Origin of the sequence: Streptomyces sp. NPDC021562 (assembly GCF_040640875.1) — a bacterium.
Classification (GTDB): domain Bacteria; phylum Actinomycetota; class Actinomycetes; order Streptomycetales; family Streptomycetaceae; genus Streptomyces.
Window position 1 is genome coordinate 188100 of record NZ_JBFACN010000005.1, and the last position, 22335, is coordinate 210434.

18 protein-coding genes are annotated in these 22335 nt (G+C 72.4%); 10 read left to right on the plus strand and 8 right to left on the minus strand.

Annotated features, from left to right (window positions below):
- Window positions 1–111 precede the first annotated feature (111 nt).
- The 3 genes from AB0G52_RS09815 to AB0G52_RS09825 all read left to right on the plus strand — a co-directional run bounded on the left by AB0G52_RS09815 (window position 112) and on the right by AB0G52_RS09825 (window position 3311).
- A complete protein-coding gene (locus tag AB0G52_RS09815) occupies window positions 112–1131 on the plus strand; it encodes a winged helix-turn-helix domain-containing protein (RefSeq protein ID WP_361335415.1) in 1020 nt (339 codons plus the stop codon).
- A complete protein-coding gene (locus AB0G52_RS09820) occupies window positions 1118–1624 on the plus strand; it encodes a glutathione peroxidase (RefSeq protein WP_361335418.1) in 507 nt (168 codons plus the stop codon). The genes AB0G52_RS09815 and AB0G52_RS09820 overlap by 14 nt, the downstream gene beginning before the upstream one ends.
- An 817-nt stretch (window positions 1625–2441) precedes the next feature.
- The gene (locus AB0G52_RS09825) at window positions 2442–3311 is read left to right on the plus strand and encodes a MerR family transcriptional regulator (protein WP_361335795.1); all 870 of its coding nucleotides are present in this window, start codon (window positions 2442–2444) and stop codon (window positions 3309–3311) included.
- A gap of 138 nt (window positions 3312–3449) precedes the next feature.
- Here AB0G52_RS09825 and AB0G52_RS09830 read toward each other — a convergent pair whose 3' ends face one another.
- From AB0G52_RS09830 to AB0G52_RS09840, 3 genes are all read right to left on the minus strand, one after another.
- Window positions 3450–3641, minus strand: coding sequence for a DUF397 domain-containing protein (locus AB0G52_RS09830; protein WP_132891557.1), 192 nt, complete (start codon window positions 3639–3641; stop codon window positions 3450–3452).
- Between the two features lie 202 nt (window positions 3642–3843).
- Complete coding sequence (locus AB0G52_RS09835; protein WP_132891558.1) at window positions 3844–4701, minus strand: Scr1 family TA system antitoxin-like transcriptional regulator; 858 nt, start codon at window positions 4699–4701, stop codon at window positions 3844–3846.
- A gap of 293 nt (window positions 4702–4994) precedes the next feature.
- Window positions 4995–5747: a GPP34 family phosphoprotein gene (locus tag AB0G52_RS09840; RefSeq protein WP_361335422.1), complete on the minus strand. Its 753-nt coding sequence runs from the start codon at window positions 5745–5747 to the stop codon at window positions 4995–4997.
- 192 nt (window positions 5748–5939) lie between these two features.
- Between AB0G52_RS09840 and AB0G52_RS09845 the strand changes: the two genes are divergently transcribed.
- Both AB0G52_RS09845 and AB0G52_RS09850 read left to right on the plus strand, forming a co-directional pair.
- Window positions 5940–8636 carry a D-alanyl-D-alanine carboxypeptidase gene (locus tag AB0G52_RS09845; protein ID WP_361335798.1) on the plus strand — a complete coding sequence of 899 codons (2697 nt, stop codon included), beginning with the start codon at window positions 5940–5942 and terminating at the stop codon, window positions 8634–8636.
- Window positions 8637–8833: 197 nt separating this feature from the next.
- Window positions 8834–10699, plus strand: a complete 1866-nt coding sequence (locus tag AB0G52_RS09850; RefSeq protein ID WP_207921853.1) for an MFS transporter — start codon at window positions 8834–8836, stop codon at window positions 10697–10699.
- 309 nt (window positions 10700–11008) lie between these two features.
- Here the strand turns inward: AB0G52_RS09850 and AB0G52_RS09855 are convergent, their stop codons facing one another.
- Window positions 11009–11857: a hypothetical protein gene (locus AB0G52_RS09855; protein ID WP_361335425.1), complete on the minus strand. Its 849-nt coding sequence runs from the start codon at window positions 11855–11857 to the stop codon at window positions 11009–11011.
- A 74-nt stretch (window positions 11858–11931) separates the two neighbouring features.
- Here AB0G52_RS09855 and AB0G52_RS09860 point away from each other — a divergent pair, with 74 nt between their 5' ends.
- From AB0G52_RS09860 to AB0G52_RS09870, 3 genes are all read left to right on the plus strand, one after another.
- Complete coding sequence (locus AB0G52_RS09860; protein WP_132891562.1) at window positions 11932–12717, plus strand: SDR family oxidoreductase; 786 nt, start codon at window positions 11932–11934, stop codon at window positions 12715–12717.
- Between the two features lie 217 nt (window positions 12718–12934).
- Window positions 12935–14500, plus strand: coding sequence for a sodium:solute symporter family protein (locus AB0G52_RS09865; RefSeq protein ID WP_132891563.1), 1566 nt, complete (start codon window positions 12935–12937; stop codon window positions 14498–14500).
- A gap of 94 nt (window positions 14501–14594) precedes the next feature.
- Entirely contained in the window at window positions 14595–15383 is a 789-nt protein-coding gene (locus tag AB0G52_RS09870; RefSeq protein ID WP_361335430.1) for a hypothetical protein, read from the plus strand.
- A gap of 25 nt (window positions 15384–15408) precedes the next feature.
- Here the strand turns inward: AB0G52_RS09870 and AB0G52_RS09875 are convergent, their stop codons facing one another.
- The 3 genes from AB0G52_RS09875 to AB0G52_RS09885 form a co-directional block, all read right to left on the minus strand.
- Entirely contained in the window at window positions 15409–16521 is a 1113-nt protein-coding gene (locus AB0G52_RS09875; protein ID WP_361335801.1) for an ADP-ribosylglycohydrolase family protein, read from the minus strand.
- Between the two features lie 170 nt (window positions 16522–16691).
- The gene (locus AB0G52_RS09880; protein WP_361335433.1) at window positions 16692–17582 is read right to left on the minus strand and encodes a DUF2690 domain-containing protein; all 891 of its coding nucleotides are present in this window, start codon (window positions 17580–17582) and stop codon (window positions 16692–16694) included.
- On the minus strand, window positions 17579–18343 hold the full coding sequence (locus AB0G52_RS09885) for a peptidoglycan-binding protein (RefSeq protein WP_361335436.1): 765 nt from the start codon (window positions 18341–18343) through the stop codon (window positions 17579–17581). The genes AB0G52_RS09880 and AB0G52_RS09885 overlap by 4 nt, the downstream gene beginning before the upstream one ends.
- Window positions 18344–18640: 297 nt before the next feature.
- Here AB0G52_RS09885 and AB0G52_RS09890 point away from each other — a divergent pair, with 297 nt between their 5' ends.
- Together AB0G52_RS09890 and AB0G52_RS09895 are read left to right on the plus strand one after the other, a co-directional pair.
- Window positions 18641–19237 (plus strand): L,D-transpeptidase family protein, encoded by a 597-nt coding sequence (locus AB0G52_RS09890; RefSeq protein ID WP_132891566.1) that lies wholly within the window; start codon window positions 18641–18643, stop codon window positions 19235–19237.
- A 197-nt stretch (window positions 19238–19434) separates the two neighbouring features.
- A complete protein-coding gene (locus AB0G52_RS09895) occupies window positions 19435–19791 on the plus strand; it encodes a hypothetical protein (protein ID WP_132891567.1) in 357 nt (118 codons plus the stop codon).
- Between the two features lie 4 nt (window positions 19792–19795).
- Here AB0G52_RS09895 and AB0G52_RS09900 read toward each other — a convergent pair whose 3' ends face one another.
- Window positions 19796–22222, minus strand: a complete 2427-nt coding sequence (locus AB0G52_RS09900) for a tetratricopeptide repeat protein (protein WP_361335440.1) — start codon at window positions 22220–22222, stop codon at window positions 19796–19798.
- Window positions 22223–22335: the final 113 nt, after the last annotated feature.

Genomic DNA, 22335 nt, shown 5'->3' on the forward strand with positions numbered 1-22335 from the left:
GGGAGTCTCGGGGGAGGGTGCGGCGGGCGTTATTGTTTCGCGTGAGCGCGAAAGGTTCTCGGCTCCCGCGGGGGGCGGCCGGGAGCGGCTCCGACACGGGGAGAGGCCGCCATGGGCTGGTGGGAGCTGAACGCGGACACGCTCGCCCGGAGCCGGTTCGTGCTGTCGCCGCTCGCCGAGACCTTCGCGAGCCTCAGGCTGCTGCACGTCCGCGCGCCCGCGCACCCCGGCGAGCGGCGCTGGCTGGACGCGTACCTGCCCGCGTACCGGGCGCGGCTCGCCGCCGACCCCGTCACCGCGCTGCTCGTCCGGGCCGGGCTCGGACGGGAGTGGATCGCCGACTTCCTCACCCCCACACCGCGGGACGGGGAGAGCGCGGAGGCGGGTATCGCGCGGGTGGGGGCGGCCCCCGCGGACGCCGCCCGCGCACACCTGCGGGTCTCCCTCGGCGGACCCCTTCCCGCCGCCCTGGACCGCGACGACCTGCCCGGCCGGGCCGCGGAGCTGCTGACGTGGGTGTGGGAGACGGCCGTACGGCCCGACTGGGACCGTCGGCGGCGGATCCTGGAGGCGGATGTGGTGGCCAGGACCACGCAGGTCAGCCGGGGCGGCTGGGCCGAGGTGCTGGACTCGCTGCGGCCGGGCCGGACCCGCTGGCTGGGCTCCAACCGGCTCCAGGTCAATCTGCACGAGTATCCGCCGCGCGCGATCTCCGGCGCGGATCTCCTGCTCGTCCCGGTCACGCCGAAGTCCGGGTGGGTGTCCTGGGAGGAGCCGGACCGTTACGCCCTGGTCTACTCCTGCGCCGGTGCCCTCGCCGACCCCACCGCGCAGCAGGTCCCGGCGGCCCTGACCGCGCTGCTGGGGGCCGCCCGTGCCGGGGTGCTGGTGCTGCTGGACGCGCCGATGAGCACGACCCAGCTGACCGCGGTGACCGGGCAGGGGCTGGGTTCGGTCGGCCGGCACTTGAGGGTGCTGCTCGACGCGGGGCTGGTGGAGCGGCGGCGGGCCGGGCGGTCGGTGCTGTACTCGCGGACGGCGGCGGGGGACGTGCTGGTCGAGGCCGGGAGGGGGCCGGGAACCCTGGGGGGTCGTCTGACGGAGTTAGCATCCGCTCATGACGACTACTGAGAACAACGGGTCCGTGCTCGACGTCGAGATCGGGGCGCTGCAGGGCGGCTCCGCCGACCTGAGCCGCTATGCCGGCCAGGCCGTGCTCATTGTCAACGTGGCCTCCAAGTGCGGTCTGACCCCGCAGTACAGCGGCCTGGAGAAGCTCCAGGAGCAGTACGCGGGGCAGGGGTTCACCGTGCTCGGGGTGCCCTGCAACCAGTTCCTGGGCCAGGAGCCCGGCAGCGCCGAGGAGATCGCCGAGTTCTGCTCGGCGACGTACGGGGTGACCTTCCCGATGACCGAGAAGGTCGAGGTGAACGGGGAGGGCCGGCATCCGCTCTACGACCGCCTGGTCGGGTTCGCCGACGGCGAGGGCCACACCGGTGACATCCGCTGGAACTTCGAGAAGTTCCTGATCGGCCGCGACGGTCAGGTCGTCGCCCGGTTCTCGCCGCAGACCGAGCCGGGGTCGGCGGAGGTGGTGGCAGCGGTGGAACGAGCCATCGGCTGACCCGCCCCCACCCCGCCTCGCTACAGAGGCGCCCGCGCCGCCTCCCGGCGCGGGTGACCGCACCACCTCCCGGCCGGAGGGCCGCGGCACCTCCCGACGGAGGTTGCCGTCCCGCCCGGCAGAGGTGACCCCACCGCCTCCCCGCACGGAAGGCCCCACCACCTCCCCGCGCGGAAGTCCGCACCACCTCCCGGCGCGGGTGGCCGCGCTACCTCACGACAGGGGTTGCGGCGTCGCCTCCCGGCAGAGGTGACCCCACCGCCTCCCAGCCGGACGGCCGCACCACCTCCCGGCGCGGAGGGCCGTGCCGCCTCCCGGCCGGAGGGCCGCGGCACCTCCCGGCCGCAGGGCCGCGGCACCTCCCGACGGAGGTTGCCGTCCCGCCCGGCAGAGGTGACCCCACCGCCTCCCCGCACAGAAGGCCCCACCACCTCCCCGCACGGAAGTCCGCACCACCTCCCCGCGCGGGTGGCCGCGCTACCTCACGGCAGGGGTTGCGGCGTCGCCTCCCTGCAGAGGTGACCCCACCGCCTCCCGGCCGGACGGCCGCACCACCTCCCGGCGCGGAGGGCCGTGCCGCCTCCCGGCCGGAGGGCCGCGGCACCTCCCGGCCGCAGGGCCGCGGCACCTCCCGACGGAGGTTGCCGTCCCGCCCGGCAGAGGTGGTCCGCCGCCTTCGGGTGCGGAGGGGTGTGCTGGCATCGGGCTCGGGGGGATCGCCCGGCTCTGGGGGTGGGTTGACCTTGACCCTGGGGCAGGGGGGAGTCTCCTGGTCGTCGGGCGGGAGGGAAACCGTCCGGTGTCGGAGGATGTGGGCATGGAGGACGAGGAACTGCTTCCGATCGGCGTGTTCGCAGCCCGGTCCCGGCTCTCGGCGAAGGCCCTGCGGCTGTACGACCGCCTCGGCCTGCTGGCCCCGGCGCACGTCGACGGGGCGACCGGCTACCGCTACTACCGCGCCGGCCAGGTGGAGCGCGCCCGGCTGGTGGCGCTGCTGCGCAGGCTGGACATGCCGCTGGCCGGGATCGCCGAGGTGGTGGCGGCGCCGGACGGGGACACGGCTGCCGGGCTGCTGGCCGCCTACTGGGCGGACGTGGAGCAGCGGTTCGCCGGGCAGCGGACCCTTGCCGCATACCTCCGAGGACAGCTTTCCGGGAGGAGTTCGGAGATGGGTGAGTCGTTCGCGGTGGAGACGGTGGAGGTGCCCGCGCAGGTGGTGATCACCGAGACGCGGCACACGCTGGCGGACGAGCTGCCGGCCTGGATCGGCGCCTCGCTGGGGCGCCTTGAGGCGGCGGCACGCGAGTGCGGGGGTGTGACCGGGGCGCCGTTCGTCGTGTACCACGCGGAGGTGTCCCTGGAGAGCGACGGCCCGGCCCAGGCCTGTGTCCCGGTGGCGGACGAGGCGGCGGCCCGGACGTGGGCGGAGCGGCACGGGCGGCCCTGGGAGACGCAGGTGCACGTCGAACCGGCGCGCACGCTGGCGTACACCCGGATCCGTAAGGCGCAGGTGGCCAACCCGCAGATCATGGCGGCCTTCGAGGCGGTGGAGCGGTGGATCGCCGGGCAGGAAGGGCTGTCGTACGACGGCCCGTGCCGGGAGGTCTACTTCGCGGACTGGGACGCCGCGGGGCCGGAGGACCCGGTGTGCGACGTCGCCTTCCCGGTCCGCCGTTCGGACGACTGACGGCTCACAGGTGACGGCTCACGGGCACAAGCCGAGCCCCCTCGGCAAGGACGGCGGGCTAGTCGAGAGGGCTCTGTGGGTGACGCTTGTGCAGTTGTCGTAGCCGGATGCGTGAGCGGTAGGTCAGGGAATGCCCCCTCAGCCCTTGACCGAGGCCACGAAGGTGTTCCAAGCGGTGGCCGGGAACGCGAGGACCGGGCCCTCCTCGACCTTGGAGTCGCGAACGGCGAGTCCTGCGGTCGTCGGCGACTTGACCTCGACGCACGCCCCGTTCCCTGCGGAATAGGAGGACTTCGTCCACGTCTCCGTGGCGCCCTGAAGCAGTGCCATGTCCACTCCTGTAGCGAGTTGCAGTGGTGCTTGCTGTAGTGCGAATCACGCCAACCTTTCTGACCGGTTGGCGTGATCGACGCTACTAGGCAACTTCCCCACCTGGAGTACCCGTTCACTCGACCGGATGGCATATTCCATTGGAGACTTCCGCTGGAGCGTGTCCTCCGTGTACTATCCGGCGCTCACAGCCCAAGGGGGCTCAACGGGCGTACTCCTTGGCCGCGTCGGCGATGAACTGCCGGGACTGCTCGACGTTCAGCGACTGGGCGCGCAGGTGCTCGTACATCACGGCGTACTTCTGCACGTCGTGGGCCTTCTCCAGGTACAGGTCGCTGGTGACGCCCTCCAGGTAGACGACGCTGGAGTCGGCCGTGTCGGCGAACTCCAGGATCGCGTACTGGCCGGTGACGCCGGGATGGGCGCCGCACTCGAAGGGCAGCACCTGGACGGTGATGTGCGGCTGCTGGGACATCTCGATGAGGTACTCCAGCTGCTCGCGCATCACCAGCCTGTTGCCGACCAGGCGGCGCAGCGCGGCCTCGTCGAGGACCACCCAGAGTCGAAGGGGGTTGCTCTCCGCGGTGATACGTTCCTGTCGCCGCATCCGGACCTGGACCCGCTTCTCGATGTCGGCGGCCGAGGTCTCCGGCAACGCGCCCTGCACCAGCGCCTCGGCGTACGCCCTGGTCTGCAACAGGCCCGTGACCAACTGGGGTTCGTACACCCGCAGCGACTCGGCGTCCGTCTCCAGGCCGATGTAGACGCTGTACGGGATGTCGCCGAACGCGTGCCACCATCCCTGCTGCCGCGAATCCCTGGCCATCTCCATCAGGGACTCGACGACCCGCTGGTCCTCGACCTCGTAGACCCCGCACAGGTCGCGGACGTCACGCTGGCTGATGCTCCGGCGCCCGTTCTCCAGCCGGCTGATCTTCGACTGGGAGACGAGCAGCCGCTCGGCGACTTCCTCCGCCGTCATGCCCTTGAGCTCACGGAGCCTGCGCAGCTCCTGGCCCAGCCGGCGCCGCCTGACGGTGGGATTGACATTGGACGCCACGGGACGTGCACCTCCGGCTGCCTGCCTGTAACTACCACTTTGCGTATCTGCTGTTGAGCAGACTGCCACCAAGGTGCTTCCTACCGCTGGGAAACACCGGATATGCAGCGCGTACGCGTCAGTTCGGGCACGTTCCGGAAGCCCCGGACCGGGGCACCGGAGACGGCCGAGCGGGACGGCGGGGCACGCACTGCCGCGTGTGCCTCGCCGCCCCGCTCGGACCAGCGGCTCCCGAACCGGGTCTCAAGGGTGCTGATTTGGTGCTGAGTTGGTGCCGAGCCGGTGCCGGTCGCTCAGTGCACCACGGCGCGGGCCATCGCGCCTCGGCGCGGCTGCATCGGAACACCGCGTGCGGGTTCCGGCGCACCGGACCTGGGGCCCGGACCGGCCGGAGCCGGCGCCTGGTTGCGGCGTGGCTGGGCGCCCGCGCCGTTCTGCACGTCCATGACGGCGTGGGCCACGAGCCCACCCATCGGGTCGTGCCGGATCAGGTCCCGCAGCCTGGAACGAGAGGACCGCCCCTCGTTGCCCGGGTACAGGTGCTTGCCGAGGCCGACCGCGTGGGCCAGGGCGGCGAGCGCCGCGGTCCGCGGGTCCGGCGGTACGCCGGTGCGGATCGCCGAGTCCAGCCGGCCACGGATCTCCCGGGTGACGGCGTTGTCCGTCGCCTGGTAGCGAGTGGTCGGCAGCACCCCGCACATCTGGCCCGCCACGGCGGCGACCATGCCGCACCGTTCGAGATGCGAGAGGTAGACCTGACGGAGCCCCAGGCGGGGTCCGCCGATCCAGTGCACAGCCCGCACGGGAGCGCCACGCCTTCGCAGCAACTCCAACGCGCAGTCCAAAGTCGGATCTCCAGTCGGCCGTGGCTGCACCACGGCGATACGATCCCCGTCTGGGGCTATCCGTCCGGCCAGCGCCAGCTCCACTAGCTGTGCTCCGGCCAGACCGAGGTCGAGCGACTGCGGCTGCGCAGTGGTACCCGTGGCCGGGTCCAGTGCCAGCAGCAGAAGCTCCTCCGGAAGTGTTCTGCGGCTCCTGCCCATCCATGCCTCCCCGCGTGGATGAATGACAGGGTGACCCCTCTCACATTGGTCTGTCGAGGGTGCGTGACCGGTTCGTGAGGGAACCGGTAGGTATGTCGTTCTCGTCTACGCCAGGGGTTAAGCCCGCACACAGGACACTGGTACATGGTTCGGACAGCGCACGGAGACGTGCGAAGCGTGGAGGAGGCATCGGTGGCGGGCGAGTCCCCCGACAGGTCGAAGCAGCGCGAGTCGTCGGCAGAACCGACGTCGGGGAGCGCGGGTTCGGTTCCCGAAGCACGCGATCCGCGGCTGGCTGTGGCCGCCGCGAAGGAGACGGCCGGCGGTGTGGACACCGCCACCCGGGTCTTCTCGGTACGGGACCCGAAGGCGGCCGGGGACGACGACACGGAGCTCCGCGAGGCGGTGGCGACGTGGGTGCGTACCCCCGACGAGGACCCGGAGGGGTCGGAAGGGCCGGAGGCGGCCAAGGAGGGCGCGGAGGCCGCGGAGGGCGCTGAGCGCCCCCAGGAGGGCCGGGAGGCCCCGGAGGCCCTCGGGGCCCCGGAGGACGCCACCGACACCCCCGACGCGAAGCCTGAGGCGACGGCCACCCCGAAGGGCGCGGCCGAGCCGGAGGCGGATCCCGAGGACGCCAAGCCCGAGAGCGGCGTACCGGCGGACGCCGAGCCCGAAGGGGCGGACGCCGAGGGCGAGTTCACGGCCGACGCCGAGCCCGAGGACGCCAAGCCGGTGGCCGCGACCGAGCCCGAGGACGCCCGCCCGGCCCCCAAGCCCGAAGCCCGGCCGGAGGCAGCCACCGAAGCTGCCAAGGCCACGCCGGCCACCCCGGAGAACCCGACCCCCGAAGCCGAAGGCAAGCAGGGCACCACGCCCGCCGACGCCGAGCCCGAAGAGGCCGACGCCGAGGGCGAGTTCACGGCCGACGCCGAGCCCGAGGACGCCAAGCCGGTGGCCGCGACCGAGCCCGAGGACGCCCGCCCGGCCCGCGAGCCCGAAGCCCGGCCGAAGGCAGCCACCGAAGCCGCCAAGGCCACGCCGGCCACGACGACTCCGTCGGCCACCCCGGAGGACACGACCCCCGAAGCCGAAGGCAAGCCGAGCACCACGCCCGCCGACGCCGAGCCCGAGGACCAGGCCAAGACCGACGCCGAACCCGAAGACGCCGAGCCCGAGGACCGGCCCAAGACCGACGCCGCGGCCGAAGAAGCCGAGTCCGAGGAAGACGCGGGAGTCGGTGCCGGGGCCGACGGCGGCGGTGCTGACAACGATGGCCGGGGGCCGGGGAAGAAGGTGGTGGATCAGCCGACCACCACGCTCAAGGCCCCGCGCGCCCAGCAGGTCGACCAGCCCACCACGATGCTCAAGCTGGGCGGCGCCCCCAAGCCCAAGACCCCCGAGGCCGAGGCCGAGCGCACCAGCAAGTTCGTCGCCCTCAAGTCGGACATAAAGCCGGGTTCGACCCCGTCGGCCAAGCCGGGTGCCAAGCCGGAGGCCAAGCCGGACAGCGGCCCGGAGGGCGGACCCGAGACCGCGTCCACCACCCGTACCTCGGTCATCCCCCAGGTCGGCCCCGAGCGCACCACCCAGCAGCCGCTCCCCCCGAAGCCCCCGCTGGACCTGCTCGCCGAGCTGACCAACACGCCCCGGCCGCCGGAGACCCCGGTCAGGACCGCCCTGCGCCGGGTCAAGATCTGGACGCCCCTGGTCATCGTCCTGCTGATCGTCTTTGCGGTCGTACAGACCCTGCGCCCGCTCCCCCAGCCCACCCTCGACCTCACCGCGAAGGACACGTACACCTTCGACGGCAGCAAGGTGGACATCCCCTGGCCGGCCGACGGACAGGCCGCGCTCGACGTGCAGGGCATCGGCACCTTCGGCTCCTCCGGTGATCAGAAGCCGGTGCCGATCGCGAGCGTCGCCAAGGTGATGACCGCGTACATCATCCTGCGCGACCACCCCCTGAAGAGCGGCGCGGCGGGTCCGAAGATCAAGATCGACCAGGCCGCCCAGGACCAGGCGAACGCCGGTCAGGAGTCCACCGTCGACGTGACGGCGGGCGACTCGATCACCCAGCGCGAGGCCCTGGAGTCCATCCTGATCGCCTCGGCGAACAACGTCGCCCGGCTGCTCGCCCGCTGGGACGCCGGCTCGGAGAAGTCGTTCGTGTCGAAGATGAACGCCACGGCGAAGAAGCTCGGCATGACCAACACGACGTACACGGACCCGTCGGGCCTCACGAACTCCACGGTGTCCACCGCCGTGGACCAGGTGAAGCTGGCGAAGGCGGCGATGGCGAGCGAGCCGGTGTTCCGCGAGGTCGCCGCGATGATGTCGTACAACGACTACAAGGGCGTCAACCACGGCAACTGGAACCAGCTGGTCGGCCAGAACAACGTGGTCGGCATCAAGACCGGCACCACCACCTCCGCCCTCGGCAACCTGGTCTTCGCCGCGAAGAAGGACGTGAACGGCGAGACCCGCACGGTCATCGGCGCGGTCATACGGCAGCCGGCCAACGCCAGCAACGACAACAGCATCCTCAAGGCCGCCCTGAACGCCGGCGACCGGCTGATCCGGGCCGCCCAGGGCGCCCTCAAGTCGGCGACGATCTACAAGAAGGGCGATGTCGTCGGTTACGTGGACGACCGTCTCGGCGGCCGTACCCCGGTGGTGGCGACCAAGGACGTCACCGCCGTCGGCTGGTCCGGGCTGAAGGTGAAGCTGACGTTCGCCGCCGACGACGTCCCGCACACCGCGAAGGCGGGCACCAAGGTCGGCACCCTCACCGTGGGTGACGGCTCCGGTTCCGCCGTCCAGGTTCCGGTGGCCCTGGAGAAGGATCTCGCGGAGCCCGGGTTCGCCGCCAAGCTGACCCGCCTCGGCTGACCCATAACCGGCATTCCGTCACCGCACCCCGCTGATGGCGGCCCACCCCAGGGCCCCACGGCGGGGTGCGTGCTAGCGTCGCGAATCGGGGCAGGTCGCCGGACGCCGTGACGCGGCCGCGAACTGGACGGGAAGCGGCCGCCAACACCGTGGAACGCGGCCGAGAACAGAAGACGGGACACGGGGAGTGCCTTCAGGTGGCCACAGCGGAGCCGACACGCGCCGACAACGCCGATCCGGGTCCGGTGTCCGGCCGGCGAATAGCCCGGACCCCGGCGGACCCGGGCGTCACAGCCGACCCGGGCGGTACGGAGAGTAACAGCCGCACCGCGCGGTTGCTGCGCGCCGCCGAACCCCTGCGCCGGCGGCTGCTGAGCCATCCGGTGCTCTCGATGACCGTCATCGCCGGGATCCTGCACGTCATCTGGTTCTTCACGTTCGCGAACAGCGGCGGGGACCTGGCGGCGCAGGACGCGTGGGCCGAGTTCGTCGGGCGGCACCCGGACTCGGCGTACAACCTCGCCTGGTACGGCGGCATGCACCCGGTGTCGTACAGCGTGGTGTCGCCGTACCTGATGTCGGTGCTGGGCGTCCGTACCACGATGATGATCGCGGGCACGGCCTCGGCCGGTCTGCTGACCCTGCTGCTGATCCGCAGCCGGGCGGTGCGCAACCCGCTGTGGGCGGCGTCCGCCGGGGTCTTCGCGCTGATCTGCAACGCGATCTCCGGGCGGGTCACCTTCGGTCTGGGCACGGTGTTCGCGCTGGGCGCGGTGGGCGCGGTGTTCTGCTGGCCGTACCGCTGGCGCCTCAAACGGTGGGCGAAGGCGCTGGTCGCGGCGCCGCTGGCCGCGCTCGCCACCATGTCGTCGCCGGTCGCCGGGCTCTTCGTCGGCCTGGTCGCGGTCGCGCTGTTCCTGCAGAAGCGGCGGCCGGGTGCCTGGGCGCTGGGTCTGGCGCCCGCGGCCGTGGTGGCGGTGTCCGCGTGGCTGTTCCCGTTCTCCGGCACCCAGCCCATGACCATCGGCTCGGTGATCCTGCCCCTCTCCTACGGTCTGCTGTGCCTGTTCCTCGTTCCCAAGGAGTGGCGGACGGTCCGGCTGACGGCGGCCGTGTACAGCCTCGGGGTGGTGCTGGTGTGGCTGGTCAGTTCGCAGATCGGCTCGAACATCTCGCGGCTGCCGATGCTGTTCGCCGGCGCCACCCTGATCGCCGCCCTCCCGTACACGGTCCCGCGCTCGCGCAAGTACTACGTCACCGTCCTCGCCTTCCTCGGCTTCGTGGGCTGGATCGGCTTCAAGTCGGTCGACGACATCATCCACACCACCCCGGCCGCGTCCTGGGCCCGTGAGCTCGCCCCGCTGGTCCACCAGCTCCAGCAGGTCGGCGCCGAGAAGGGCCGCGTCGAGGTGGTCCCGGCCCGCTCCCACCGGGAGGCGTCCGCGCTCGCGCCGTACGTCAACCTGGCCCGCGGCTGGAACCGGCAGGCCGACATGGAGCGCAACCCGCTCTTCTACGACGACACCCTCAACTCCGCGAACTACCACGAGTGGCTCCAGCGGTGGGCCGTGCACTTCGTGGTCCTGCCGAAGGGGGAACCGGACGGTGACGGCGGCGAGCGGGAGCGTGCGCTGGTGCGGCGCGGGATGCCGTACCTGAAGCAGATCTGGGGCGACGCGAACTGGCAGCTGTTCAAGGTGACCGACCCGGTCCCGCTGGCCGAGCCCAACGCGGTGGTGGACAGCGCCGAGCAGGGCGAACTGACGATCGAGGTCCGCAAGGCCGGCCGGATCCTGATCCGGATCCCGTACTCGCCCTGGCTGAGCATCGTCGACGCCAAGGGCAAGAGCCTGAAGCCACCGCAGGAGACCGAGGCGTCCAAGCACCGGGCCGAGGGCACGCCGAAGACGTACGTCAACGTCAACGGCTGCCTCGCGGAGACCCCCGAGGACGCGAAGGGCGACAAGTGGACGGTGCTGCTGGCACCGAAGGCGGGCACGTACCGCCTGGCGGCGCCGTACCAGCTCCCCCGCGGCACACCCTGCCCCGACGAACTGAAGTGACCGCGGCCCCGACCACCGGCACGACCACCACGGGCCCCCACCCCCGCACCCGCCCGTGCCGGAACCCGTCGGCCGACCCGCCCCGGCGATGCCCGGCCGACCCGGGGAACACGCCCCGCAGCCCCGGCCACCGAGCCGACCGCAGCCGGTCCCCGTACCCGCCCATGCCGGGCGCTGTCGGCGGACCCGCCCCCGGCCGGTGCGGGGCGACCCAGGGGAACACGCCCCGCAGCCGCCCGGGCCCGGGAACGTCGGCCGACCCGCCCCGGCGGTGAACGGTCGGCCCGGGAGCATGCCCCGCAGCCCCGGCTACTGCACTGAGCGCAGTTGGTCCACGTAGCGGTCCGTGCCCGGGATCGTCGGGATGAACGGGGCGGCGAACTGGACGGTGCCGAGTTCCGTGGCGGCCACCTCGGTGTCCAGGGCCGTGAAGTGCTCCTCCCACACGTCGCGGGGGTCGGCCTCCAGGAACCACAGCAGGGTCAGCCGGGTGTCCACCCCCTCGACCTGCTTCACGTACGTCATCCGGTCGCCGGGCAGCGGGGTCGGCCGGAAGACGGTCACCATGGCGCTCGGCGAACCCGCCAGCCGCTTCGGCAGGTGCCGGCCGCGCAGCCACTCCACCAGTTCCGCCCGCTGCTCGGGCGTCTCGCTGTCGACGACCTCCAGCACCAGCCCGGCGTAGGGGTGGTCGAGGGCGTGGAAGTCGCGCGGTCCGGCGGCGCCGTCGCGGTACACGGTCGCCTCGTGGTCCTGGAACGCCGTGAACACGTGGGTGCGGTCCTGGTAGACCCGGGCGTCCCGGTTCAGCCGTTTGTTGATGCCGACCGTCCACTTCATGTGGTCGGCGTAGCGGCCGTCGGTGATCCAGTAGGTGGAGAGGTAGCAGCCGGCGGTGACGGGCTGGGCGACGGCCGACTTCTCGGGGTAGCGCAGGAGCTGGAGGTCGCGGGTGGCGACCCAGCGGCGGCCGGCGTACATCCAGGGCATGGCCATGGCGCCCGCGTAGTAGTGGTCGTCCTCGTACCAGCGGTTGTAGGCGTACTCGTGCCCGGGGTGCGGCTCCACCATGGTGATGAGGGCGTGGCCGGGGCGGACGCCGTACGGCCCGACGGCGGCGAGTTCGGCGTAGACGTCACTGCGGGTGTCGTCGCTCATGCGGTTCCCCTTTCCGGTGGTCGCCCATACTCTGACGCTCCGTCAGATAAAGCGCCAGGGTCCAGGAGGCTTCCATGTCGCTGCTCGCGGGCAAGACCGTCGTCGTCTCGGGAGTCGGCGCCGGGCTCGGGCACCAGGTCGCGGCGGCCGTCGTACGGGACGGCGGGAACGCGGTACTGGGTGCGCGGACCGAGGCGAACCTCGCGAAGAGCGCGGCCGGAATCGATCCGGAGGGCGCCAGGACCGCGTTCCGGGCCACCGACATCACCGACGAGGCGCAGTGCGAGGCGCTGGCCGCGCTGGCGCGGGAGCGGTTCGGCGGGATCGACGCGGTGGTGCACGTGGCCGCCTGGGACTCCTACTTCGGCGGGGTCGAGGACGCGGACTTCGCGACCTGGGCCTCGGTCGTCGACGTGAACCTGCTGGGCACCCTGCGGATGACCCGGGCCTGCCTGCCGGGGCTCAAGGAGCGGGGCGGGGCGGTCGTGTTCGTCGGGACGCAGTCGGCGGTCGCCGCGCCCTCGCAGGTGCGGCAGGCCGCGTACGCCGCCTCCAAGGGCGCACTGACCAGCGCGATGTACTCGCTGGCGCGGGAGCTGGGGCCGTACCGGATCCGGGTCAACACGGTGCTGCCGGGCTGGATGTGGGGGCCTCCGGTGCAGGCGTACGTGCAGTTCACGGCGCATACGGAGGGGGTCCCCGAGGACGAGGTGCTGGGACGGCTGACCGAGCGGATGGCGCTGCCGGAGCTGGCGACGGACGGGGACGTGGCGGACGCGGCGGTGTTCCTGGCGTCGGACCGGGCGCGGGCCATCACGGGGCAGTCGCTGCTGGTCAACGCGGGGGAGCTGATGCGCTGAGGTCCTTTTCCGGCCATCCCGGTCGTTCATGTACGTAAATCAAGGTCAGCGAACCGAACGATTTTACGCCCCCTTGACCATACGCCCGCTTGTCGTGCCCTCGTAAACGAACCCACGATGAGCGGGCACTTCGCGGCCTTCCCCGTCCCCGCTCCGCTTATGCGAAGTGCCAGCCTGCTGAGCGGAGTTCACAAGGCGGACCCTGGAAGGGGGGCGCATGAACGGGCTCGACTGGGCCGTGCTCATCGGCTACTTCGGCGTGATGGTCGCGATCGGCGTCTGGTCGCACAAACGGGTGGACGACGTCAGCGACTTCTTCACGGCCGGCGGGAAGATGCCCTGGTGGCTGTCCGGCATCTCGCACCACATGTCGGGCTACAGCGCGGTGATGTTCACCGGCTACGCGGGCATCGCCTACACCTACGGCGTGACGTCCTTCGTCACCTGGTCCTTCCCGATCGCGCTCGGGATCGCGATCGGGTCCAAGCTCTTCGCCCCGCGCGTCAACCGCCTCCGCTCCCGCCTGCACGTGGCGTCCCCGCTCGAGTACCTGAAGAACCGCTACGACCTGAAGACCCAGCAGGCCCTCGTCTGGTCCGGGATGCTGCTGAAGATCGTGGACGTGGCCGCGAAGTGGGCGGCCATCGCGACGCTGCTGTCCGTCTTCACCGGCGTCACCCTGAACCAGGGCATCCTCATCACCGGCGCGATCACCGCCGTCTACTGCACGATCGGCGGCCTGTGGGCGGACGCGCTGACCGAACTCGGCCAGTTCGTCATCCAGTTGCTGGCCGGGATCTCGATGTTCGTCGCGGTCGTCCTCAAGCTGAACGACAAGCACATCGGCTTCTTCGACGCCTGGAACCAGCCCGCCCTGCACGGCCACGGCAAGGGACTGGTCGGGCCGTACGGGACCGTCTTCCTGCTCGCCTTCCTCTTCATCAAGCTCTTCGAGTACAACGGCGGCATGCTCAACCAGGCCCAGCGCTACATGGCCACCGGCAGCCCCCGGGAGGCCGAACGCGGCGCCCGGCTCTCCGCCGTGCTGTGGCTGGTCTGGCCGGTGGTGCTGTTCTTCCCCATGTGGATGTCGCCGCTGCTGGTGCACGCCAAGAAGCCGGACGGCTCCGACTCCTACGGCCTGATGACCGAACAGCTGCTGCCGCACGGCCTGTTGGGCCTGGTCATCGTCGGGTTCTTCTCGCACACGATGGCCATGTGCTCCTCCGACGCCAACGCCATCGCGGCGGTGTTCACCCGGGACGCGGCACCGGTGCTGTCCCGGCGGGCCCGGGAATGGGGCCAACGCACGGGGCTGATCGCGGCCCGGGTGACCACGGTGGTCTTCCTCGGCCTGTCGATGACGGTGGCGACCCAGGTCAACTCCCCCGCCTTCAAGGACATCATCACGATCGTCATCAAGTGGGTGGCGGGCCTGATGGGCCCGATCGCGATCCCGATGATGCTGGGTCTGCTCCGCCCGTTCCGCCGCTCCGGCCCGACGGCCGCGCTCACCAGCTGGGCGGCGGGCCTGCTGGCCTTCTGGCTGGTCAACTACCCGATCAACTGGAACGTCGACGGCGGGGTCCCCCTCCAGTACCAGGTGTCGGTCCCGCTGGCCGTCTCCCTGGTCCTGTACATCCTCATCGGCTACCTGAAGCCGGAGGACACCCCGGACCGCCTGGCGATCATCGAGACCGTCAACACGGACGACGACGGCGCGACGGCGACACCGGTCCCGGCCCAGGCCGGCGGGGAGGCGACCGTCGCTCCACCATCGTGATTAATCACCCCATATAACTGGTGCGTCGTGACGGGTCGGCGTACCGGTGGTCCCTACCGTGGCTGCCCTCGCACGGACCACGGAAGGAGTGGGTGTGAAGGCTCGCTTCGGGGTGAGAAGGAGAACGGCGCTCGCGGTCACGGCGGTGGCCGCGATCGTCGTTTCCGCAGTCCCGGTTCCGGCCACCGCCGACGCGGCGGGGCAGCCGGGCAGCCCGGACCACTGGGGTGTCATCACCCGGGACACGATCGGCTCGCCCGTCGCCGACCTGCGGGCCGGCCCGTTCGGCTCGTTCGGCCTGCCGGCGGCGGCCGCGCGACCGCCCTACGGCCGGGGCAGCCTCGGCATCTCGGTGGCGGACCGCGCCACCTCCCTCACCCCGCCCAGCGAGGCCGTCCACTTCGGCAACGAGACCGACTTCTACGGCATCCCGGTGCTGAGTCTGCGCCAGGTCGGCTTCCACGTCTTCCAGACCGGCGAGAACATCTCCTACGGCGGCCCCGGGAACATGCCGAACATCAGGTTCGAGATCGACCCGAACCTCGCCGCGGCCCGCGCCACCACCTACTCCTCGCTGGTGTGGAACCCGCCGCCCGCCCCGGTGGTGGACCAGTGGAGCCCCTACCTCGACGCCACCAGGACCGGCACCTGGTACCTCACGGGCAGCGCGGGCGCCGCGGCCAAGTGCACCGCCGACCACCCGTGCGGCTTCCGCACCCTGCTGGCGGCGCTGAACGACGGCGGCGCACCACCGGTCGTCTACACCGCCGGGGTGAGCAAGGGCCGCGACTACATGTGGAACGGGGCCGTCGACGGCCTGCGCATCAACGACGTCGTCTACGACTTCGAACCCGACGGCGTCCAGCCCCGCCGCGCCGGCTGAGCGGGTCTGCCGGGGGCGGCCACGGCTAACGGGGGTAGCGGGCGAGCCATCCCGGGGCGGCTCCGACCGGGCTGTGCAGGGCGGGGCCCTGGGTCATCTCCATCGCGAAGTCGTCGGCGAGTTCGAGGATCGTGGGGCGGCCCTCCAACTCGGCCACCCAGGACGGCGGCAGGGCCGTCTCACCGTGCAGGGCGCCGAGGAGGCCGCCGGTGAGGGCACCGGCGACGGCGGAGGGCCCGGCCTGGTTGACGGCCAGGCACAGCCCGTGCCGTACGTCCTCGCCGACGAGCGCGCAGTACACGGCGGCGGCGAGCATCCCGTCGGCCGCCCCGTCCCCGGCCAGCTCCTCGACCCGCGCCGGGGACGGCATCCCCTGCCGTACGGCGCCGAGCGCGTGCTGCAGCGCGTCCGAGACGGGCTGGTGCCCCGGCCGGACGGCGAGCAGCGCGAGGGCCCGCTGGACGGCCCCGTCGAGCGAGTCGCCCCGCGCCAGCGCGTGCACGATCACCGCGTACGCGCCCGCCGACAGACAGGCGGTGGGGTGCCCGTGCGTCTGCGCCGAGCACTCCACGGCCAGCTGTATGACGAGTTGCGGCTCCCACCCCACCAGCAGCCCGAACGGCGCCGACCTGGCGACCGCCTCCGGGCCCATGTCCTCCGGGTTCTTGGGCTCCTCCAGCGTCCCCATCCGCTCGTCCCCCAGCCCGAGCAGCAACGACCGCGTGGGATCCCGCCGGGCGTACAGCCACTCCTCCCGGGCCAGCCACCCGTCCTCCTCCCGCCGCTCGTCGGGCCCCCAGTCGCGCTGCGTGGCCGCCCACCGCAGATAGGCCCGGTGCAGGTCGGTCGGCGGATGCCAGGCGCCGGTGTCCCTTCTCACCTGGGCCCTTATCAGCCCGTCCACGGTGAAGAGGGTGAGCTGCGTGTGATGCGTGACCGTCCCGCGCCGTCCGTACCCGGCCCCGAGATCGACGATCCCCTCGGGCCCGTACGCCGCCCGGATCTCCTCCAGCGTCAGCCCGTCCACGGGCCCGCCGAGCGCGTCCCCCACCGCGCCGCCGAGGAGGGTGCCGCGCACCCTGCTGCGGAAGTCCTGCTGTTCCACACGCCCCCAGACGGCACCCGACGTCGCACTCACCATGACCTCCTCACGGGCACCGTCCGTACATACGAGCGCTGAGCACTGTAATCGACCGGGAACGGTCGGTTCAGGGGCCGGTTGGGTATGCGAGGTGTGGGTTGTGTGCGCCCGGCTGACCGGGTTTCGACCGGTCAGTGGTCGGCGGCGCGGCGCCCTGGCGGCGCCTGTCACGGTCGGGGTCGTCCGGCGCCGCCGAGTCGGCCCCACGCCGTGCAGCGGCGGACGCCCGAGCGTGGTTCCCAGCAGGCTCGTACCCGGGCGGACGAGCCGGCCGGGAGCATCGGGGTGACGACGTACCGGTCGGTTGTCGCGCGGTCGACGACGGTGGCCGTCTCCTCGGGCCCGGCACTGTCCTGCACCTTCACCCGGTCGCCGACGGAGGAGTAGGAGATCCGTGCCCAGGCGGCGGCGCAGTTGCGGCTCATCACGAGTTCCACGAGGGTCAGGCCGGCCTTCAGTTCGGCATACGACGCCGCGTCCACGTCACACGCCATCCCACCCGCCTCCCGGCCCTCGCAGGAGGCCCCCCGGCAGCCGACGGTCAGCGGGACCGGTGGGAAAGGGGCGGTGCCGCCGGACGACGCGGGCCCCGCCCGCGGGCCGAAGACCTGCACACAGGCCCAGGCCGACGCGGCACACACGACCGCCGCCGCGACCGCCCAGAGACGGTGGCGGCGGGCCACCGCGGAACGGACCACCGGGCCGGGGACGTCAGACGGCTCGGTGCCGGCCTGACGTCCGGTGCTCCGCGTCGTTCCCGTGCGGGCCGCGGCTTCGGCATCGCGCCCGCTGGACTGTTCCTCGGCCTGCTCCCACAGCGCCACGAGTCTCTCGACCGGCTCTCCGGCGAGTCGCCCGAGCATCTCGACGGCCTCCCGCGGGGGCAGCTTCTGCCCCCGCAGAAAGCGGTCCCAGGACGACCTGCTGTACGGGGTCCGGGCGGCCAGGGCGGTCAGACTGAGCCCGGAACGGTCCTTCAACTGCCGCAGCACCCGGGCCAGGTAGGCGGTCCCCGGGTCGAGGGGCGGCGGGAGCGGACGCCGGCCGGAGTCGCTCACGCCCGCAGCAGGGCCCAGGTGTGGGGACCCACCTTGCCGTCGACGGCGGCGCCGCCGGACCGCTGGAGTTCCTTGACGGCCGACTCCGTGTGCTCACCGAAGAGCCCGTCGATCCGGCCCGGGGAGTGCCCGTGGGCGGCCAGCAGGCACTGCACCTCGACCACCTGCTCACCGCCGGCGTTCAGGAGCACGAGCGGTTCGGAGGTGCTGTGGCCCGCGAAGAGACGGCCGCTGCGGCGGGTGTAGTGGCAGGGGAAGCCGGACGGCCGTACGGCGACGCGGGTCCCCGGGGCGCGGTCGGCCGACGCGGGTGCCGAGGTGGTGCGCAGTGCCGTCCATACCGCCAGGGCCAGCACGGCGAGGGTCGCGGCGACGGCGACGGACACCATGGCCGGATGCCGGTGACGCGGGCGGGGCCGGCCTTCCGCGGGGTCGGCCGCCCGGTGCTGCGGGCCGGCGTCGGGCGCGGCCCCCGCCGAGCCCTCCCGCCGTCCCTGCACGCGCGCGTGCTCGGCCAGTTCCCACAGGGCGAGCAGTGCGGTGAGGTCGGCGCCGGAGACCCTGCTGACGGCCTCGACTGCCTGGCGCGGCGGCAGCGTCCTGCCGTTGAGGTAGCGCTCCCAGGACGACCTGCTGTAGGCGGTCTTGGCCGCCAGAGCCGTGGTGCTCAGGTTCATCTGGTCCTTGAGCTCCCGCAGGCGGACGACCAGTCGGCGTGCCGCCGGTTCCATTCCCTCGGGTAACGGCTTCCACTGCCCCATGCTGTCCCCCTCGTGTCCGGTGCTCTCCCCCAACCTTCCCGTACCGGGCCGATCCCGTGCGGGCTTTGCGAGCCGGGTTTTCGGCCATCAAGGGATGCGCCGCGTCCCAGAAATGCGTCAGCGGTCCTCGTAGAACCGCTGGTCAGGGACCTGACTACCCGTCTTTGCCCATGCTGCCCCGATGTCCTGTCGCCGCCTCGCGTCTCCTCGCCATCATCGGATCACCGCCCCGCAGCCGGTCCGGTCGACGGCCGCCCGAGGGCGATCAGCACGACGTCCACCACGAAGGGGAGACCCATGAGCAAGGGAAAGAGCCGCCTGCTGCTGTGCGCGGCGGCCGCGGCGCTGAGCGGCGGTCTGATGGCGTCCACCGCGCACGCCCAGCCGGCGGCGCCCGTCACGGCCGCCGTGAGCGGCAACTACACCTATCTGGAGTTCAAGAAGGGCTCCGATCCGCAGAACTCCCGTCTGTACTTCGTCTACGTGCAGGGGGCGAGCTCGGACCACCCCCACATCCACACCCTGGGCAGCTGGCGAGCGGGTTCGGGCAACGGCAGCAAGAACACCTGCGCGAGCAACGCCGGCTGGCTGCCCAACGGCGACTACACCATCAAGAAGTACGACGCGCACCACAACGGCGGCCCGCACGGGGTCAACGGCATCTCCTGGTACCTCGGCGACCACCGGTGCCACAGCGGCCACTGGCGGACCGACCTGTTCATCCACAGCGAGATGCTCCCCGACGGCAGGGCCGGCAGTTCCGAGCCGTACCGGTGGGACGGCAACAGCGACTACAAGTCCAACGGGTGCATCAAGCTCAAGCCGTCCGACATCCGCGCCCTGCGGGACCTCCAGGCGAGCTACCCCAACCCGCACAAGCTCGTCGTGCACTGACCGGTCCGAAGCGGTGTGCGACCACTGCCCGCCGTCAAACAGGCCCAGTGCGAACTCAACGACGTTGGCGAAGGACGGGATCACCGGCCCGCGGACATGGGTCCGGCTCAACGACGCCTTCTACGCGCACGCGCACTGCTGACGGCGGCCGTCTCACCCACCGACTCGCGGACAAGAACGAAAGAAGGCGAAAGACGATGAACCTCAAGCGATCGCTGAGCCTGGCAACCACCGCCATGCTCACCACCGTCGGGCTGGTCACCGTGGCCGCGCCCGCGGCCCACGCCGACGAGTGGGCGTGCGTCTACCCGGCCGTGTGCTTCTTCAAGGGCTACGAGCGCACCGGTTCCTTCGTGGACATCACCTCCGGCTGGCAGACCCTGACGTCCAGCAGGAACGCCACCGGGGCCTGGAACACGCGCCACGACGACGGGGCGCTGCTCCACTTCACCAACGGGGCACGGCTGTGCCTGGGACCGGGGGACCTGAACAGCGACCTGCGCTCCATCGGCACCGTCGACAAGATCCGCATCATGGACAGCCCCAGCTGCTGACAGCTCAGGGGGAATCAGGGGAGGTCAGGGGCCGGCCGCCGCCAGACGGCCGGCCCCTGACCTCCGCACGTACCCGGTCCCGTGCCTCCAGGGCCCAGGTGAAGTCGGGGGCCAGGGTGATGGCCCGGTCGAGGTCGGTCAACGCCTCCTCGGTGCGGCCCAGTTCGTGGAGGGCCACGCCTCGGCCGGCCAGGGCGGACGGGTAGTCGGGCAGCAGGGCGACGGCCCGGGTGAGTTCGGTGACCGCGTCCGTGAAGCGGCCCGCGCGCCGGTAGGCGTCGCCCCGCTCGGAGGCGATCCAGGGTGAGTCGGGGGCGCGCCGGACCGCCTCGTCGAGGTCGGCGAAGGCCTCCGCCCACTCGTTGCGCGCGCCGCGCAGCCGCCCGCGGCGCACCCGCGCCCACAGGTGCCCCGCGTCGACGGCCAGCGCGCGGTCGAAGTCGGCGAGGGCCTCGTCGTACTGCTCCAGCGCGTGCCGGCACACGCCCCGGGAGGCAAGGGTGCTCGCGTCGGCCGGTTCCAGGGCCACGGCCCGGTCCAGCTCGGTCACGGCCTCCGGGAAGCGGCCGGCCAGTCGGAGGGTCTCGCCGCGGGCGGCCAGGAACAGCGCGGTGCCGGGAGCGAGGGCGTCCGCGCGGTCCAGGGCGGCGAGGGCCCCGGTGAGGTCGTCCAGGGCCCGGCAGCACAGGGCCCGGCCGTAGTGGGCCGTCGGCCGCTCCGGGTCCAGCTCGATCGCCAGGTCGTACTCGGCGAGGGAGCGGGCGAGTTCACCGGCGTTCCACAGTTCCCGGCCCCGGACCACATGGGCCAGCGCCCGGCCGCCGCTGTCCAGTGCGGGCCAGGCGAGCAGCAGGTCCATGGCGCCGGTCACCCCGTCGGCGAGGGCCTCGCTCAGGCGGCGGCCCCAGTCCCGTACGGCCGGGGCGTCGGCGGCGGCGCCCGCCTCCGCCACGGTCGCCGCCCAGCGGCGGCCGACCGCCGGGTCCGCGGCGCAGGCCGCCAGGAAGGTGCCGAGCGCCTCCGCGAGTGCCGTCCCCGGCCGGGCGCACAGGCGGTGGTAGGTCTCCTCGAGGAGCAGTGCGCGCCATGGCTCGTGGTCCCATTCCGCGCCGGGGCGCAGCCCGTGCGCCGTCTCCGCGCGCCAGCCGCCGTAGGCCTCGGCGAGTGCCTCGTGGTCGCGGGTCCAGTCGCGCGGGGAGCGTCGCCGCCGCAGCCGGAGCATCGCGTCGCGGACCAGGTCGTGGTAGGTCAACCGGTCGGGCCGCTCGGTCACGAACGGCAGGCCGCGCAGCCAGCCGAAGAGCGCGTCGGCCTCCTCGGCGGGGCAGTCGACGGCCGCCCGGAACACGTCCAGGTCGAGGCGGCGGGGCAGCGCGCAGGCGAGTGCCACGGACCGGCGTGCGGGATCCGGTTCCCACTTCAGGAAGCGTTCCACGGCGGTGGCGCTGGGGTCTCCCACGTCGTCGGGGTCGGTGGGGCGCTGTTCGGCGAGGGCGGTGACGAGGACCGGGAGGCCGCCGCTGAGCCGCAGCACCTCCGCGACCACCGGTTCGTCCCGCACCCCCTTGTCCGCGAGCAGCCCCCGCGCCTCCGCCTCCGTGAACGGGCGCAGCGGGACGTCGGCCATGAAGTCGGCGAAACCGCCCCAGCGGGCCGTGTCGAACGGGCGCTGGCCGGAGGTGACCACGACGACGTCGGCGGGCAGGGCGCCGTAGCGGTCGGTGGTCATCACGTCGTGCAGCCAGGGGTCGAGGAACGGGCCGGTGCGCTCGTAGGTGTCGAGGAAGAGGACGATCCAGGAGGCGGTGTCGGCGGCCGCGGTCAGTTCCGCCAGCAGTACCGGGGTCAGCACCCGCTCGGGGGACAGGACCAGTTGGACGTCCTCCTGGCTGCGGAAGCGGGCCCGGATCCGGTCGGCTCCCTGGGCGAGGCGGTCGGTGTCCAGGGTCGCCGCGAAGGCGCCGGCCACCGGGACCATCCCGAGGCCCACCTGGGCCGCCCGGGCCACGGCCAGGCTGCCCGCCGACGGTGCCTCCCGGTCCTGCGGTCCGTCCATCGCCAGGGCGGCCGCCGCCTCGTGCCGCCGCTCGCGGTGCGCGGCCAGCAGCCGGTCCAGTTCCTTGAACCGGCGTCCCTGGGCGCTGAACTGACGCACCATCACCGTCATTGCCTCGGGCACGCTGTCCGCGCTCTCGTCGACGTAGGCGGTCAGCGCCCCGGCCTCCCGGGCCAGCTGCTCCAACTCCCTTACCAGGAAGGTTTTTCCGACGCCCGCGTCGCCGTGCACGTGGAACAGGAACCGGTGCCGCTCGTCCTCGGGCGGCAGTTCGAGGTTCCGCCGGAACGCGGCCCGCTCCTCGGCCCGCCCGACGAACCCGGCTCTGCGCCGGCGCCCGATCAGCTCCTGCATCGACGGCCGTGTCGACCCCATCCGCCCTCCACCCCCGCAGCCGGCCCACACCCAGTCTGGCAGAGGCCGCGAGCGACTTGAGGTGCCGAAGCACCGCTTGTCCGCCCCGGTCAGGGGTGTAATCGGGCGGGGCG